Annotated in this window: 12 protein-coding genes; 11 read left to right on the top strand and 1 reads right to left on the bottom strand. The window is 57.6% G+C overall.

The window, feature by feature from the left end; translation table 11 throughout:
- The first annotated feature begins 225 nt into the window (after window positions 1-225).
- From KBY08_RS00920 to KBY08_RS00870, 11 genes are all read left to right on the top strand, one after another.
- Window positions 226-879: a YjfI family protein gene (locus tag KBY08_RS00920; RefSeq protein ID WP_003346660.1), complete on the top strand. Its 654-nt coding sequence runs from the start codon at window positions 226-228 to the stop codon at window positions 877-879.
- Window positions 880-905: 26 nt separating this feature from the next.
- Window positions 906-1,613 carry a PspA/IM30 family protein gene (locus KBY08_RS00915; protein ID WP_003406498.1) on the top strand — a complete coding sequence of 236 codons (708 nt, stop codon included), beginning with the start codon at window positions 906-908 and terminating at the stop codon, window positions 1,611-1,613.
- 30 nt (window positions 1,614-1,643) lie between these two features.
- Entirely contained in the window at window positions 1,644-2,198 is a 555-nt protein-coding gene (locus tag KBY08_RS00910; RefSeq protein WP_024660143.1) for a rhomboid family intramembrane serine protease, read from the top strand.
- A gap of 84 nt (window positions 2,199-2,282) precedes the next feature.
- On the top strand, window positions 2,283-2,948 hold the full coding sequence (locus tag KBY08_RS00905) for a DUF2491 family protein (RefSeq protein ID WP_011267179.1): 666 nt from the start codon (window positions 2,283-2,285) through the stop codon (window positions 2,946-2,948).
- A gap of 13 nt (window positions 2,949-2,961) precedes the next feature.
- Window positions 2,962-3,387 (top strand): DUF350 domain-containing protein, encoded by a 426-nt coding sequence (locus KBY08_RS00900; protein WP_024660145.1) that lies wholly within the window; start codon window positions 2,962-2,964, stop codon window positions 3,385-3,387.
- A 27-nt stretch (window positions 3,388-3,414) separates the two neighbouring features.
- Window positions 3,415-4,161 (top strand): DUF1190 domain-containing protein, encoded by a 747-nt coding sequence (locus KBY08_RS00895; RefSeq protein WP_011267181.1) that lies wholly within the window; start codon window positions 3,415-3,417, stop codon window positions 4,159-4,161.
- An 11-nt stretch (window positions 4,162-4,172) separates the two neighbouring features.
- On the top strand, window positions 4,173-5,330 hold the full coding sequence (locus KBY08_RS00890) for a glutathionylspermidine synthase family protein (protein ID WP_003406507.1): 1,158 nt from the start codon (window positions 4,173-4,175) through the stop codon (window positions 5,328-5,330).
- A 516-nt stretch (window positions 5,331-5,846) separates the two neighbouring features.
- Window positions 5,847-7,202: a DUF1329 domain-containing protein gene (locus tag KBY08_RS00885; RefSeq protein WP_011267182.1), complete on the top strand. Its 1,356-nt coding sequence runs from the start codon at window positions 5,847-5,849 to the stop codon at window positions 7,200-7,202.
- 233 nt (window positions 7,203-7,435) lie between these two features.
- Complete coding sequence (locus KBY08_RS00880) at window positions 7,436-8,482, top strand: YCF48-related protein (protein ID WP_162496828.1); 1,047 nt, start codon at window positions 7,436-7,438, stop codon at window positions 8,480-8,482.
- A gap of 26 nt (window positions 8,483-8,508) precedes the next feature.
- Window positions 8,509-10,899 (top strand): efflux RND transporter permease subunit, encoded by a 2,391-nt coding sequence (locus KBY08_RS00875; RefSeq protein WP_032657431.1) that lies wholly within the window; start codon window positions 8,509-8,511, stop codon window positions 10,897-10,899.
- Window positions 10,900-11,334: 435 nt separating this feature from the next.
- The gene (locus tag KBY08_RS00870; RefSeq protein ID WP_032657434.1) at window positions 11,335-12,048 is read left to right on the top strand and encodes a LuxR C-terminal-related transcriptional regulator; all 714 of its coding nucleotides are present in this window, start codon (window positions 11,335-11,337) and stop codon (window positions 12,046-12,048) included.
- Between the two features lie 151 nt (window positions 12,049-12,199).
- Here the strand turns inward: KBY08_RS00870 and gntB are convergent, their stop codons facing one another.
- Entirely contained in the window at window positions 12,200-13,252 is a 1,053-nt protein-coding gene (gene gntB, locus KBY08_RS00865) for a guanitoxin biosynthesis L-arginine gamma (S) hydroxylase (protein WP_024660149.1), read from the bottom strand.
- Between the last annotated feature and the right edge of the window lie 288 nt (window positions 13,253-13,540).

The raw sequence follows: 13,540 nt of genomic DNA, 5'->3' as shown, positions 1-13,540 counted from the left end.
TGGCGCTGAAATAAGTTGCCAATACGGGTGCCTGCGGTCAGCAGTTGCACGGTCAGGGCTTTACCTCCTCGCGATCAATCAGCACGTACAGAGTGCTGCGGCGTAGTGCTATTCAAAAAGGACGGTCCTTCCTATAAAAAATCTCACATGTGATGCATATCTATCTTCAGAAACATCTGCTACGTTGCTTACCTGATTCACGGCCAGCAGCAAGGGGAAGCGCCAATGCCTCGTAAAACCCAGGGCGATAACGCAGCGGTCCCGGCCAAGGTTTCCAAGAGTTCCACCGATTACATGCGTGAAATGCGCCTGCGGCTCAAGGAGGCGGGGCTGGTGAAGCGCGAATTCTGGATCCGGCCGGAAAATGTCGATGCCCTGCGGGGTATCGAAAAAGCCTTAAGACAGCCCTTTTTGGGCGACAGAATAAAACTGGAGGACTTCATGACCGAGAATACCCACTGGACCATCAGCTCTCTGCAGAAGGCACTCAGCGAACTGGAACTGGTGACGAACGGCAAGATCGAGCTCGACGTGACCGAGGGCGATGCCTCGGGGATCAGGCTGACCATGGCTGACTACGGCGACCTGCCGATCTACATCGCCGTAGAAGGCGAGCAGATTCTCGCCGACGCGACCTTGATCGAAGTGAACAAGATCAAGAACGTGCAAGCGTTCAACGACGTTGTCCTGCGCAGCCGCGACCTGTTTCCGCTGTCGTCGGTCGGCATCGAAAAGCTGGGCGGCGGTCAGGAAGTCTACTGCCTGTTCGGCGCATTGAGCGCGGCATCGTCGCTCACGGTCGTGGTGCAGGAAATTCTCACCCTCGCGGACAACGTGATCCGTGCGGCCGATGCTTTTGAAGATCATTTCATCTACTGAACAGCGCTGTCAGGCGGAGAACATTCATGACTACAAGTATCTGGAAAAAACTGGTGACCGCTGTTCGTGGCGGCGCTTCCGAAGTGGGCGAGTCGATTGCCGACGCCAATGCCATCCGCATTCTGGACCAGGAAATCCGCGACGCCGAGAACGCGCTGGTCAAGGCCCGCGACGGGCTGATCACCATCAAGGCCAAGCACAAACTTTCGGCACAGCGTCTTGAAGAGCACGCTACCAGCATTGCCAACTGGGAAGGCCGCGCCATGCAGGCCCTGAACAAGGGTGAAGAAGCCCTGGCCGTAGAATGCGCGAACAAGATCGCCGAAATCGAAGCCCTGCGTGATCAGGAGCAGGAACTGGCCGACCAGTTCAGCAAGCAGGTCAACCTGCTGCAGGATCAGGTGATCAAGGCCGAATCGCGAATCAAGAGCCTCAAGCAGCAGGTCGAGATGGCCAAGGCCCGTGAAACCGTGCAAAAGGCCCGCGTTGCAACGGCTACTGCAACCGGTGGTGCCAGCGGCGCCGTCGAAACCGCAGTCGGCTCGCTGGCACGTCTCAAGCAGCGCCAGGATGAACAGGACGCCAAGCTCGAAGCGGCTGAAGAGCTGGCCACCCAGTCCAGCGGCAGCGATCTGGAGCGTCGTCTGCAGGATGCCGGAATCGGTGCCAAAAGCGGCGGTGCGCAAGATGTACTGGCGCGCCTGAAAGCTAAAAGTCAGACGCCGGCTCAGTAAGCGCTGCAACAAGGCAGGCGAGGGTGGTGCATGGCGTTTTCCCGACGACTCAAGGTCATCCTCGTCCTGTCGGCCGTGTTGATTGCGGTACAGGCAATCAACTCGATGACCAGCAACAGTCTGCTGCAGTTCGGTATCATGCCGCGCAGCCTCACCGGGTTGCGCGGCATTGTGTTTGCCCCCTTTTTGCACGGGTCGATTCAGCACTTGCTCAGCAATCTGTTGCCGTTCATTGTGCTGAGCTGGCTGGTGGCGACCGAGGGTGTCAGGCGGTATGCATGGGTCGCCGGGCTGGTCTGCCTGCTGGGCGGTTTGCTGGTCTGGAGCTTCGGTCGCAGCAATATTCATGTCGGCGCAAGCGGTCTGATTTTTGGTTTGTGGGCTTATCTGCTGGCGCGGGCGTGGTATCAGCGCAGTATCGCCAGTGTGCTGATCGCGCTGCTGGTGCTGGCCGCTTACAGCGGGCTGGTGTTCGGCTTCGTTCCGGTGGCCGGTGTGTCGTTCGAATCACATATCGCGGGTGCACTTGCAGGCGTTTGTGTGGCCTGGCTGATGCATTCCAGGGCATTGCTGGCGCAGAAATGAGTCAGTCTCGCGCTCGCAGGCAGTGCGCCTGTTGCGCTTGAAGAGCGTTATATATCGTCACCCGTCACTGCAAGGAAACGGATTATGAGTTGGTTCAAACGGGCCATGGGCCTGGAAGCCCCCAAGGCATCAGGCCGGGACGGCACACAACCGGTCAGCACGGTCAGTCCGCTGGGGCTGGCGTCCGGACGGATGCTGTGCCTGGACAGTTCGCTGAAACTGTTGCTCGACGGTCACTCGGAAGTGGTCGTTCCGGGCGATGAAAAGGTCTGGTCCGTGGGGCATATCGATCTCGGCCAGTCCATGGCGCTGCATCGTTTCTACCTCGATAACGAGGACTATTTTCTGCAAGTGGTCAGCACTGGCCCCAACCCGGAAGACGTACAGGACATCATCCTGTTCGGCTACTACGGCGCCGAGCCGATCACCAGCGAGGATGAGTTGCTGCGCCTGACCGGCCCGTCGTCGAAGATCGGCCTGCCGACCTACGAGCACGATGGCGAGGTCTTCGAGCGGCAATGGGGGACTTCACCCGGCCAGACCGAGCTGACGCCACTCGATGAAAACATCGTCAGTCCTGACGCGACTTATCGTGTCAAGCACCTGAGCATGCTGTACGCCCGCGAAACAGGACTGATCAACCGCCGTGAGTTTCTGCTGTTTTCCGTAGAGGAAGACGAGGAGGGCAGCATCACGCTCACCACGGCGGTCGGCATAACGCTGCAATCCACTGATATCAACGTTCTTTGACAAGGAAATCCTCATGATCGACGCGCTGCGTATGTCGCTCAATGCCACTGCTGTATTCGGCTTCGTCATGTACATCCTGGTGGCGGCGATTCTGTTCGCGCTGTTCCAGCTCATCTACAGCCGGATCACGCCGCACAAGGAATTTGCGCTGATTCGCGAGAATAACAGCGCAGCGGCAGTTGCCCTCGGTGGCTCGCTGATCGGTTTCGCGCTGCCGGCCAGTAACATTATCAGCTACAGCATCAGCATTCTGGACGTGGTCGTCTGGGCAGTGATCGCCGCCGTCGTGCAACTGCTGGCGTTCGGCGTTACCAGCCTGGTGCTCAAGGGCCTGTCGACGCGTATCGCCAAGGGTGAAATGGCGGCAGCCATCTATTCGGCCAGCGTCGCGATCAGCGTCGGTCTTCTCAACGCGGCCTGCATGACCCCGTCGGTCTGACGGCAGCCTTGAACAAGGAGACTCACGATGAGACGTAGTTCAGTAAAACTGGTACTCGCCGGTGCGCTGCCGCTGGCCCTTGCCGGTTGCGGTCCGTCCGAGAAAAAGGACACCGTCAACGCCAAGGCCAATTTCAGTTCGGTGCAGGAATGCGTCGATGCCAAGGTGCCGGTAAATATCTGTTCGGATGCCTACATGCAGGCGCTGTCCGACCATCGCCGCATTGCGCCGACCTATGATGACAAGGCGTCCTGCGACGCGGACTTCGTCCCGGATTATTGCCAGGTCACCTCTGACGGCAAGTACATGCCTAAACTCGGCGGCTTCGAACTGGGCTTTTCCGGGCAAGTGCCGAAAGAGGCGCTGGACCGCGCCAATCAGGAAGTCACCCAGTCTGCTCCGTCGGGCATGAGCGGCACCACCGGGCTGATGGCCGGCCTGCTGATCGGCAATCTGCTCAGCAACGGCTTCGGCAATAACCGCTATTACTCGCAGCCCATTTACCAGACGCGCGATGACCGGGGCGGTTATTACAGCTCGTCCCTGCCGAGTCAGATCGATCGCGGCAAGACCTTCGGGCGCTCGACCCAGGCGCAATCCAGCCCGGATCGCAGCTACGGCAAGAGCACCCTGGGGCGCAACCTGGGCAGCTCGGGTTCCGGCTCGTCTTCGGTGTCATCGACCATCTCGCGCGGCGGCTTCGGCAGCCAGGCCTCGGCACGCAGTGGCTGGGGCGGCAAGAGCAGCAGTGGCAGCAGCAGTTTCGGAGGCTGACGGTTCGCGGCATGAAAAAGATCAGCATCGAGGAACGTCCGGACTGGCGCACCACCGCCGAGCGTGAAGGGTTCAACTTTCACACCATCGATGGCGAGCGTTACTGGGACGAGCGCGGGTATTACCTGTTCAGCGAACAGCAGATTACCCGCGATCTTGAAGCGCCCACCCAGGAGCTTCACCAGATGTGCATGGATGCCGTGGCGCGAGTGGTGGACAGCGAAGCGCTGCTCCATCAACTGGCGATCCCGGAAGCGTTCTTCGACCTGATCCAGAGCTCATGGAAGGAGGGACATCCGCATCTGTACGGACGCTTCGATTTTGCCTACGACGGCACGGGCCCGGCAAAGATGTACGAAATCAATGCCGATACGCCGACCAGTCTGATGGAAGCCGGGGCGGTGCAACTGCTCTGGCTGGAAGAGCAGATGGCGCGCGGCGTGCTGCCTGCGCATGCCACCCAGTTCAACTCGATTGCCGAGGATCTGGTTCGGGCCTTTGCCGAGTTTCCCGGTACGACTCCGTTCTACTTCTCGGCGATGTCCGGTTCCATCGAAGACCGGGGCACCACCGATTTTCTGCGGCGTATGGCGGCACACGTCGGCATCGATGCGAGGCATATCGATATCGAAGACATCGGGCTCGGCGCTGACGGGCGTTTTGTCGATCTGGACGGGCGCTGGATCGAGCGCTTGTTCAAGCTGCACGCGTGGGAGCATATCTTTCACGAGGAATTCGGTCAGCACGTGTCAGCGAGCGGCACTCAGTTTGTCGAACCGGCGTGGAAGGCGATTCTCAGCAACAAGGGTATTCTGCCGTTGTTGTGGCAGTTCAACGAAGGCCATCCGAACCTGCTGCCCGCGCATGTCGACCAGGACGCGAACAAAGCGGTCCCCAAAGGCTGGGTACGCAAACCGTACTTTTCCCGTGAGGGCGCCAATATCGAAATGCGCACGCCTGGCGATCAGGTGATCTCGGTCGATGGGCCCTACACCGATGCGCCCTACATTCTGCAGGCGTACTCGCCGCTTCCGCGATTCGGCGACAGCTACACGCTGATCGGCTCCTGGGTCATCGGCGATCTTGCGTCCGGGATCGGCATTCGTGAAGACGACAGCCTGATCACCAAGGACACCAGCCGCTTCCTGCCACACGTCGTCATCGACTGAGCCCTGCCTGTCATCACCCGGTGTTACTGGCTTGAAGCAAGTAACACTCTTGTTGTTACCACACGTTCATATACCCGCCATCAAGCAGCGATAATAAGTGGTTTTATGAGTGTGCTGTCTGACAATCAAACAGACGATGTTGTTGTTTTTAATCCTGGTCATAACGCGGGGGCACGACGTTTCAGATCTGTACCTTATATAAGGTGTGATCTGTTCTTTATCGCCTGTTGGCATTCACGTTGCATTACTGTGGGCTATTCCGGGTGCCTGCTTCATTGGTGTTTAACAGCGCGTTGTCGATTCTTCTTGTTCTGTGAAGTTTCCTACAGACATATTCCCGATAGATAACCTGTTCGCGGTAAGAATACGTGGGCAATTCGGTTTGCCTGTTAAACAAACGGTTATTGGCCGAACGTCAATAACCGTGTCGCCCTTACAACCTGCCGTTTACACGGAACTATTCCCGGCCTGGACGCCAGACACGCGTCCCGACGTGGCCATGCAAGGAGAGCCCACATGCTCATGAAACTTCGGCTGGGCGGCGCGCTGACGCTGCTGTTCGCGATCGACACCTGCCAGGCAGTGGATGCCACGTTGCTCGGGAGTCGTTTGACCCCACTGGGAGGCGAGATGGCAGGTAATGCCACGGGGACCATTCCACCCTGGACAGGCGGAATCACCCGGCCCCCGCCCGGGTACAAAGGCTCGGGCACTCGGCATGTCGATCCGTATTCCGCTGACAAACCCCTGTTCACCATTACTCACGCCAATATGCAGCACTACCGCACGCGCCTGACGCCTGGGCAGGTAGCGATGTTCGACACCTACCCCGACAGCTACCGGATGCCGGTATACCCCACGCGACGTTCCGGATCGGCGCCGCAATGGGTCTACGACAACACCCGCCGCAATGCGCAGAAAGCCCGGTTGATCGGCGGCGGCAACGGTTTTGTCGATGCCTACGGCGGCATTCCATTTCCGCTTCCGGAAAAGGGCATTCAGGCCGTGTGGAACCACATTGCACGGTATCGCGGCCATTATGCGGTGCGACGTACTTCGGAAGTTGCCATACAGCGCGACGGCAGTTTCAAACTGAACACTTCGCGTCAGGAAGTGCTGTTTCGTTTCTATGATCCTGCGGGCAGCTTTGCCAGTCTGGATAACGTGCTGTTCTATTACCTGTCGTTTATCCAGTGCCCGACGCGCATGGCCGGTTCTGCCGTGCTGGTCCACGAAACACTGGACCAGATCCAGGAGCCGCGGCAGGCGTGGACCTACAGTGCGCGGCAGCGTCGGGTACGCCGCGCGCCGAGTCTGGCTTACGACATGCCGATCCCGGCCTCTGAAGGCTTGCGCACGGCCGACGACACCGACATGTTCAATGGCTCGCCGGATCGTTACGACTGGAGGTTACTGGGCAAACGCGAGGTCTATATTCCCTACAACAACTACCGGATTTCCAGTCCTGACATTACCTATCGCCAATTATTGCAGGTAGGGCATCTTAACCCGGCCTATACGCGCCATGAGCTGCATCGCGTATGGGTGGTGGAGGGCACGCTCAAACCGACCGCGCGTCATGTCTATTCAAGACGCACGCTGTACCTGGACGAGGACAGTTGGCAGGCTGCAATCGTCGATCAGTACGACGCTCGGGGGCAGTTGTGGCGCGTCTCCATGGCGTACCTGAAGAACTATTACGAACTGCCGACCACCTGGTCCGCACTGGACGTTTTCCATGACTTGCAGGCGCGGCGTTATCACGTGCAGAACCTCGACAATCAGGAGCCTGGCACCAGTGACTTCTCTCAGCCGGTACCCAGCGTGAACGCCTTCAAACCAGCGGCCTTGCGGCGCAGGAGCATTCGCTGACCGGCGTCTGGTCAATCTGTCCGATCAACCGTCGTTATGTTTCATCAATCACATTCAGCACGCTTAACAAAAGATAACGACATGTCGATTGTCAGGCATTTGCAAAGCTGCCTAGGATGGCCGAGCTTCCAGACAGGTAACGCCATAGCGCTGCGGGCGTCGACATCGATATGAGTTATCCGGCACCCGCACCCGATAACAGCCACCTGATAATAATAAGAGCGGAAAAGTCCATGCGTGAGTCTTTCCATCGTCGCACCCGGTTATGCGCGGGCATGTTTCTGGCTGCCGTTGCGTCATCCGTGTTTGCGCTGCCAGCCATGGCCGGTTCCGAGGCGCCAGCCCCTGCCGCCGCTGCAGATACGCCTGTTTACGCCATCGAGTCGGCCAAAGCCTCTCGCACGTTGTTGCTGGACGTCGCCCATGCGGGGGCGCGGCTGGTCGTGGTGGGTGACCATGGGCATATTCTGCTTTCCGATGATCAGGGCAAGACCTGGAGTCAGGCCCGCGTGCCTACCCGGCAGTTGTTGACGGCCGTATTTTTTGTGGATGAACAGCATGGCTGGGCGGTCGGTCACGACGCGCAGGTACTGGCCAGCAGCGATGGGGGCAAGAGCTGGAACAAGCAGTTCGAGGACTTGAAGCGCGAGGCTCCGCTGCTGGATGTCTGGTTCAAGGACCTCGACAACGGCCTGGCCATCGGTGCCTACGGCCTGCTGCTGAGCACGGCCGATGGCGGGCAGCACTGGGAAGATGTCAGCGACCGGCTGGACAACGAAGACCAATACCACCTGAACGGCATCGCTCAGGTCAAGGACGCCGGCCTGTTTATTGTCGGCGAAGCAGGCAGCATGTTTCGCTCCCGCGACGAGGGGCAGACCTGGGAAAAAATCGCCGGCCCGTATCAAGGCTCGTTATTCGGCGTGATCGGCACGGCTCAGCCGTCCACGTTGCTGGCCTATGGTCTGCGCGGCAATCTGTTTCGCTCCAGCGATTTTGGTGACAGCTGGCAGCCGATCGAACTGAAGGGCGCGCGCGGGCCGCTCGAGTTCGGCCTGGCCAGCGCTACGCTGCTGGCCGATGGCTCGCTGGTGCTGGTCGGCAATGGCGGCAGTGTCATGCGCAGCACCGATGACGGGGAAACATTCGCGGTCTTCAATCGACCTGATCGCATCTCGCTGGCCGGGGTTACCGGCAATTCTCAGGGCAATCTGATTCTGGTAGGACAGGGCGGCGTTCGCCTCACCTCGTCGACGGGCGCCGATACGACCCAACAATAAGACCTTTCAGGGCGGGATATTCAGGCATGAGCACGCACCAGCACGCGCAAGATCCGGATGAAAAGGCAACCTTCCTTGAACGCCTGATTTTCAACCATCGCCCGGCAGTGATTCTCCTCTGCCTGCTGGCCAGCCTGTTTCTGTTCTGGCAGGCCACGCAGGTGCGGCCTTCCACCAGTTTCGAGAAGATGATCCCGCTGTCTCATCCGTTCGTTCAGAACATGCTCAAGCATCGTAACGATCTGGCGAACCTTGGTAACACGGTGCGCATATCGGTCGAAGCGGTGGACGGCGACATCTTCTCCAAGGAGTACATGGAGACCCTGCGCCAGATCAGCGACGAAGTGTTTTACATCCCCGGCGTGGACCGCTCCGGGCTCAAGTCGCTGTGGAGCCCCAGCGTGCGCTGGACCGAAGTGACGGAAGAGGGCTTTGCGGGAGGCGAGGTGATCCCGCAGAGCTACGACGGCTCGGAGGCCAGTCTGGACCAGTTGCGCAACAACGTGCTCAAGTCCGGACAGGTCGGGCGCCTGGTCGCCAATGATTTCAGGTCGAGCATCATTGATGTTCCGCTGCAGGAGTCCTACCCGGACCCGGCAGACCAGGGCAAATTACTGGCGCTGGACTATCAGCAATTCTCCCACCAGCTCGAAGAAAAGATCCGCGACAAGTATCAGGCGCAAAACCCCGACATCAGGATTCACATCGTCGGCTTCGCCAAGAAGGTCGGCGACCTGATCGACGGTCTGTTCATGGTGGTGATGTTCTTTGGCATCGCCTTTCTGATCACGCTGGTGCTGCTGATCTGGTTCACCCGGTGTATCCGCAGCACGGTGGCAGTACTGAGCACCACGCTGATCGCGGTGATCTGGCAATTGGGGCTGATGCATGTGGTCGGCTTCGGTATCGACCCGTATTCGATGCTGGTGCCGTTTCTGATTTTCGCCATCGGCATCTCTCACGGTGTGCAGAAAATCAACGGTATTGCCCTGCAATCCAGCGAGGCCGACAACGCCCTGACCGCTGCGCGGCGGACGTTTCGTCAGCTGTTTCTGCCCGGCATGATTGCGATTCTGGCCGATGCGGTGGGCTTTATCACGCTGCTGATTATCGACATCGGGGTGATCCGCGAGCTGGCCATCGGCGCTTCCATTGGTGTGGCGGTGATCGTGTTCACCAACCTGATCCTGCTGCCGGTGGCGATTTCCTACGTGGGCATCAGCAAAAAGGCAGTGAGCCGCAGCAAGCAGGATGCGGTCTCCGAGCATCCTTTCTGGCGATTGCTGGCGAACTTTGCCAGCGCCAGAGTCGCGCCGGTGTCGATTGTGCTGGCGCTGCTGGCCTTCGGAGGGGGGCTTTGGTATAGCCAGAACCTGAAGATCGGCGACCTGGATCAGGGCGCGCCCGAACTGCGCCCCGACTCGCGTTACAACAGGGACAACGCGTTCATCATCAACCATTACTCGACCAGTTCCGATGTGCTGGTGGTCATGGTCAAGACAGGCCCCGAGGGTTGCTCGGCGTATTCGACAATGTCAGCGATCAACGAGCTGGCCTGGAAGATGGAGAACACCCAGGGCGTGCAGTCGGCCATTTCCCTGGTCACGGTGTCGAGACAGATGATCAAGGGCATGAACGAGGGCAACCTGAAATGGGAGAGTCTGTCGCGTAACAAAGACGTGCTGAACAACTCCATCGCCCGCGCCGACGGCCTGTACAACACCGATTGTTCGCTGGCGCCGCTGCTGGTGTTCCTCAACGACCATAAAGCCGAAACCCTCGACCGGGCGGTGCATGCAGTGCAGGACTTCGCCAGACAGAACGATACGCCGGACCGGCAATTTCTGCTGGCCGCCGGCAATGCCGGCATCGAGGCCGCGACCAACGAAGTGATCAGGCAGTCCGAGTGGGTGATTCTGCTGCTGGTCTACCTCTGCGTGGCCGCGATGTGCATGATCACCTTCCGCTCATGGGCCGCCACGCTGTGCATCGTCCTGCCGCTGGTGCTGACCTCGGTGCTGGGCAACGCCCTGATGGCCTTCATGGGCATCGGCGTCAAGGTCGCGACCCTGCCGGTGGTGGCGCTGGGCGTTGGCATCGGCGTCGATTACGGCATCTACATTTACAGCCGTCTCGAGAGTTTCCTGCGCGCCGGACTGCCATTGCAGGAAGCCTATTACGAAACCCTCAAATCCACCGGCAAGGCCGTGCTGTTCACTGGCCTGTGTCTGGCCATCGGTGTGTGCACCTGGATCTTCTCGGCGATCAAGTTCCAGGCCGACATGGGCCTGATGCTGACCTTCATGCTGCTGTGGAACATGTTCGGCGCACTGTGGCTGCTGCCTGCGCTGGCGCGGTTTCTGATCAGGCCGGAGAAGATGGCGGGGAAGGTGGGGAATTCGTTGTTTTCACATTGAGACACACATGAGGTTATCCATCCTCTTCTTGGTGACGTGTCTTCGCTCTGTGCTGAACGTTTCGCAGCGCGCGGTTGCTTTGCTGAACGGCTTGTGTCGGGTCAAGGTTGCCTTGCACTGGAAAAGGGGGACAAGGGGGTGAAAAAAAGGGCGAAAAATAGAGTTTTTAGGGTGATAGAGTTAAGGTTTTTATGAGACGCCTATCAGAAACATCAAGATATTGTTCTGTCGGGCGGGGCTATTAGTGTGCGGCTTAATAACATGTCGTAAGAAATACTATAATCGCGCAAAGCGAGTGATAGTGTGGGGCAATGTGCCGGTATTTAAAGTCTGAGAGTTACTTAAGTTGCGTGAAGGGTGGTGCATAGTTATCATAATTTGCATGGGCTTCTCACTTGAGAGTTAGCCATTTCAAGTAGTTCATGGAGTAGAGTGATGGCACTTTCATTGCGCGGTGATACGGTTGGCCATGAAAAAAGCACCGGCAGACAAAAGCTGGAATGGGAGTTCGAACAGAGTGCAAGTGAGCGGGGTGTTCATCACTATACCTATTTTTTTTATCATCACGCGCCAGCGTTACGGCAACATGGCTTTGTTCTGGTCAGCGGTCCGGAGGCAGGGAAAAATAATAGTCATTGCGCAGAGCGGCAGGACGTCGCGGATGCGATTTGGGACGTTGCTTGCTCTGAGCCACTATTTACCGGTTTACTGAACAGGCCGACATCATCAAATGACCGCGGCGAAATGATCGACGCCGGTACCACCTCTGACGGGATGACGGCGTTCTACCTCGGCGAAGAGAAGGCATTCAGTTTACTGCGGTTTGCAAATAAAGAAACCGGAACAGGAAGTACGCAAGGCGAGTACAGTCTTGCGGCAGAGGTGAAGTCGCTGGTTCGTGAGTTTCATCATAAGTTGACGGGCCTGGTCATGGGCGTAAATGAGTCGGACGAAACCTTCACTATTACGGACCGTGAAAAGGAGGTGTACATATGGACAGCCATCGGCAAGACCTGTAATGAAATTGCCGTCATTCTAAATATATCCAAAAGAACGGTAGATTTTCATATTTCCAATGTCATCTCGAAGTTGGGTGTCAGAACCAAACTCCAGGCCTGCATACAACTGACCAAGATGGGAATTTTGTAAGGGGTTTTTGGAACCCATGACGACTGGGTTGAGTGGCGGGCGCCAAGGCAGTCAACGCGTTGAGTGAGCCTGGATTCTTCTTGTGCGATTCCGACACAGCGCGAGGCCGATCGGAATGCTCATTGACCCCATCTGGATGCCCGCGCGATGGCTATCGGTCATCGCCATTCGTGGTCTGCGTACCTTCTCGTGCCGACTGTTCGCACAGTGTCTGCGGTGCAGTGCCGTATGGCGAATGACGTCTGTTTTGCAGGCGATAAATACTCAGTATCTGGCGCATGACCGATTGCGTATCGCGACGACCCGAGATGATGCCACCCTTGGCCAGATTGGCTTCGGCATAGTCAGGGTCTTGCAGGAGAATGGAGTGTGCCTTGTGCAGGTTCCAGTAGGGGATGCCTGCGAACAGGTGATGGGTCAGGTGCAGGTTGTCCCCGTGCATGCCGATAAACAGCCTCTCCCACCAGGAGGGAAAACGGTTGCGGGTGATACGCAAGGCCTCCTGCTCCCTGCCGAATAATCCAAAATGTTCAGAAACTTCCGACAGCCAGCCGATGACCTGAAAGGCCGTCAGATAAGGAACGAGCCAGAACATCAAGTAACCGTACACGCCCGTGGTGGCATAGAAAAGCGAGAATAAAACAGCGTGTACCGCGATCAGTGTCAGGGCTTTGCGAGGGGATTTCAACAGTGCGCCCAACCGATGAATGACGAGGTAGCGCAGGTAGCTGAATATATTCAGAAACAGCACGGTTCTAAGCAGGTGGTTGAACATGAAGTCGAATCGATCTTCGGTCGCCTGCAGCCCGGATTCAATATAGTAACGATAGTCCGGGTCCTTGTCGGCGTCACCGAGATGATGGTGATGCATGTGCACATGCGAATGTCGATAAGCCTCGTAATCCTGAAAGATGGGTAATCCGGTCAGGTAGTGGCCAATGGCATAATTGAGGCGGCGGCTTTGGGTCAGGGTTAAATGGGCTGCTTCATGAACGAGAGAGGCAAGGGCGCGTTGCCGTGAACCGATAATCAGCACACTGAGGGGGTAAGCATACAATGACCATTGGGTGAGTGCGACAGCGGAAGCAATGACAAGAACATCCCCCGACCACCCCAATAGCCATCGCCAGTTATTCTTTTTATAAAGACACGTCAGTTCAAGTTTTAGTGCATTTGTACAGTGAAATCGTTGGACGGTCTGCATCGTTTACCTCGACAGGTTGTGCTCTGCAATGCGTTGGTAATTAGGGCGTTATATAGACTAGAGAGGGGCGGGGAGCCGCGTAAGCTGCTATTTTTTACAGGTAGACAGTTGGCGGTGGCGTGTGGTCTTTTTAAAGAAGTCAATCACCGCTAACAAAAACGGATACACCGGTTTTTTTACGAGGTTGATGTCACCTGATCAATATGTTATCCGAGGCCGTCATGAACAGTTTTGAGAAAAATAATACCGCACCGTCACGCTCTCAAGATCTCGCTATGCGGGCCGGCG

The organism is Pseudomonas sp. P135, from assembly GCF_020312125.1.
In the GTDB taxonomy this organism is placed as follows: Bacteria; Pseudomonadota; Gammaproteobacteria; order Pseudomonadales; family Pseudomonadaceae; genus Aquipseudomonas; species Aquipseudomonas fragariae.
Note: the sequence above shows the minus strand (reverse complement) of the source record. Positions and strands in the feature narration are given on the sequence as shown.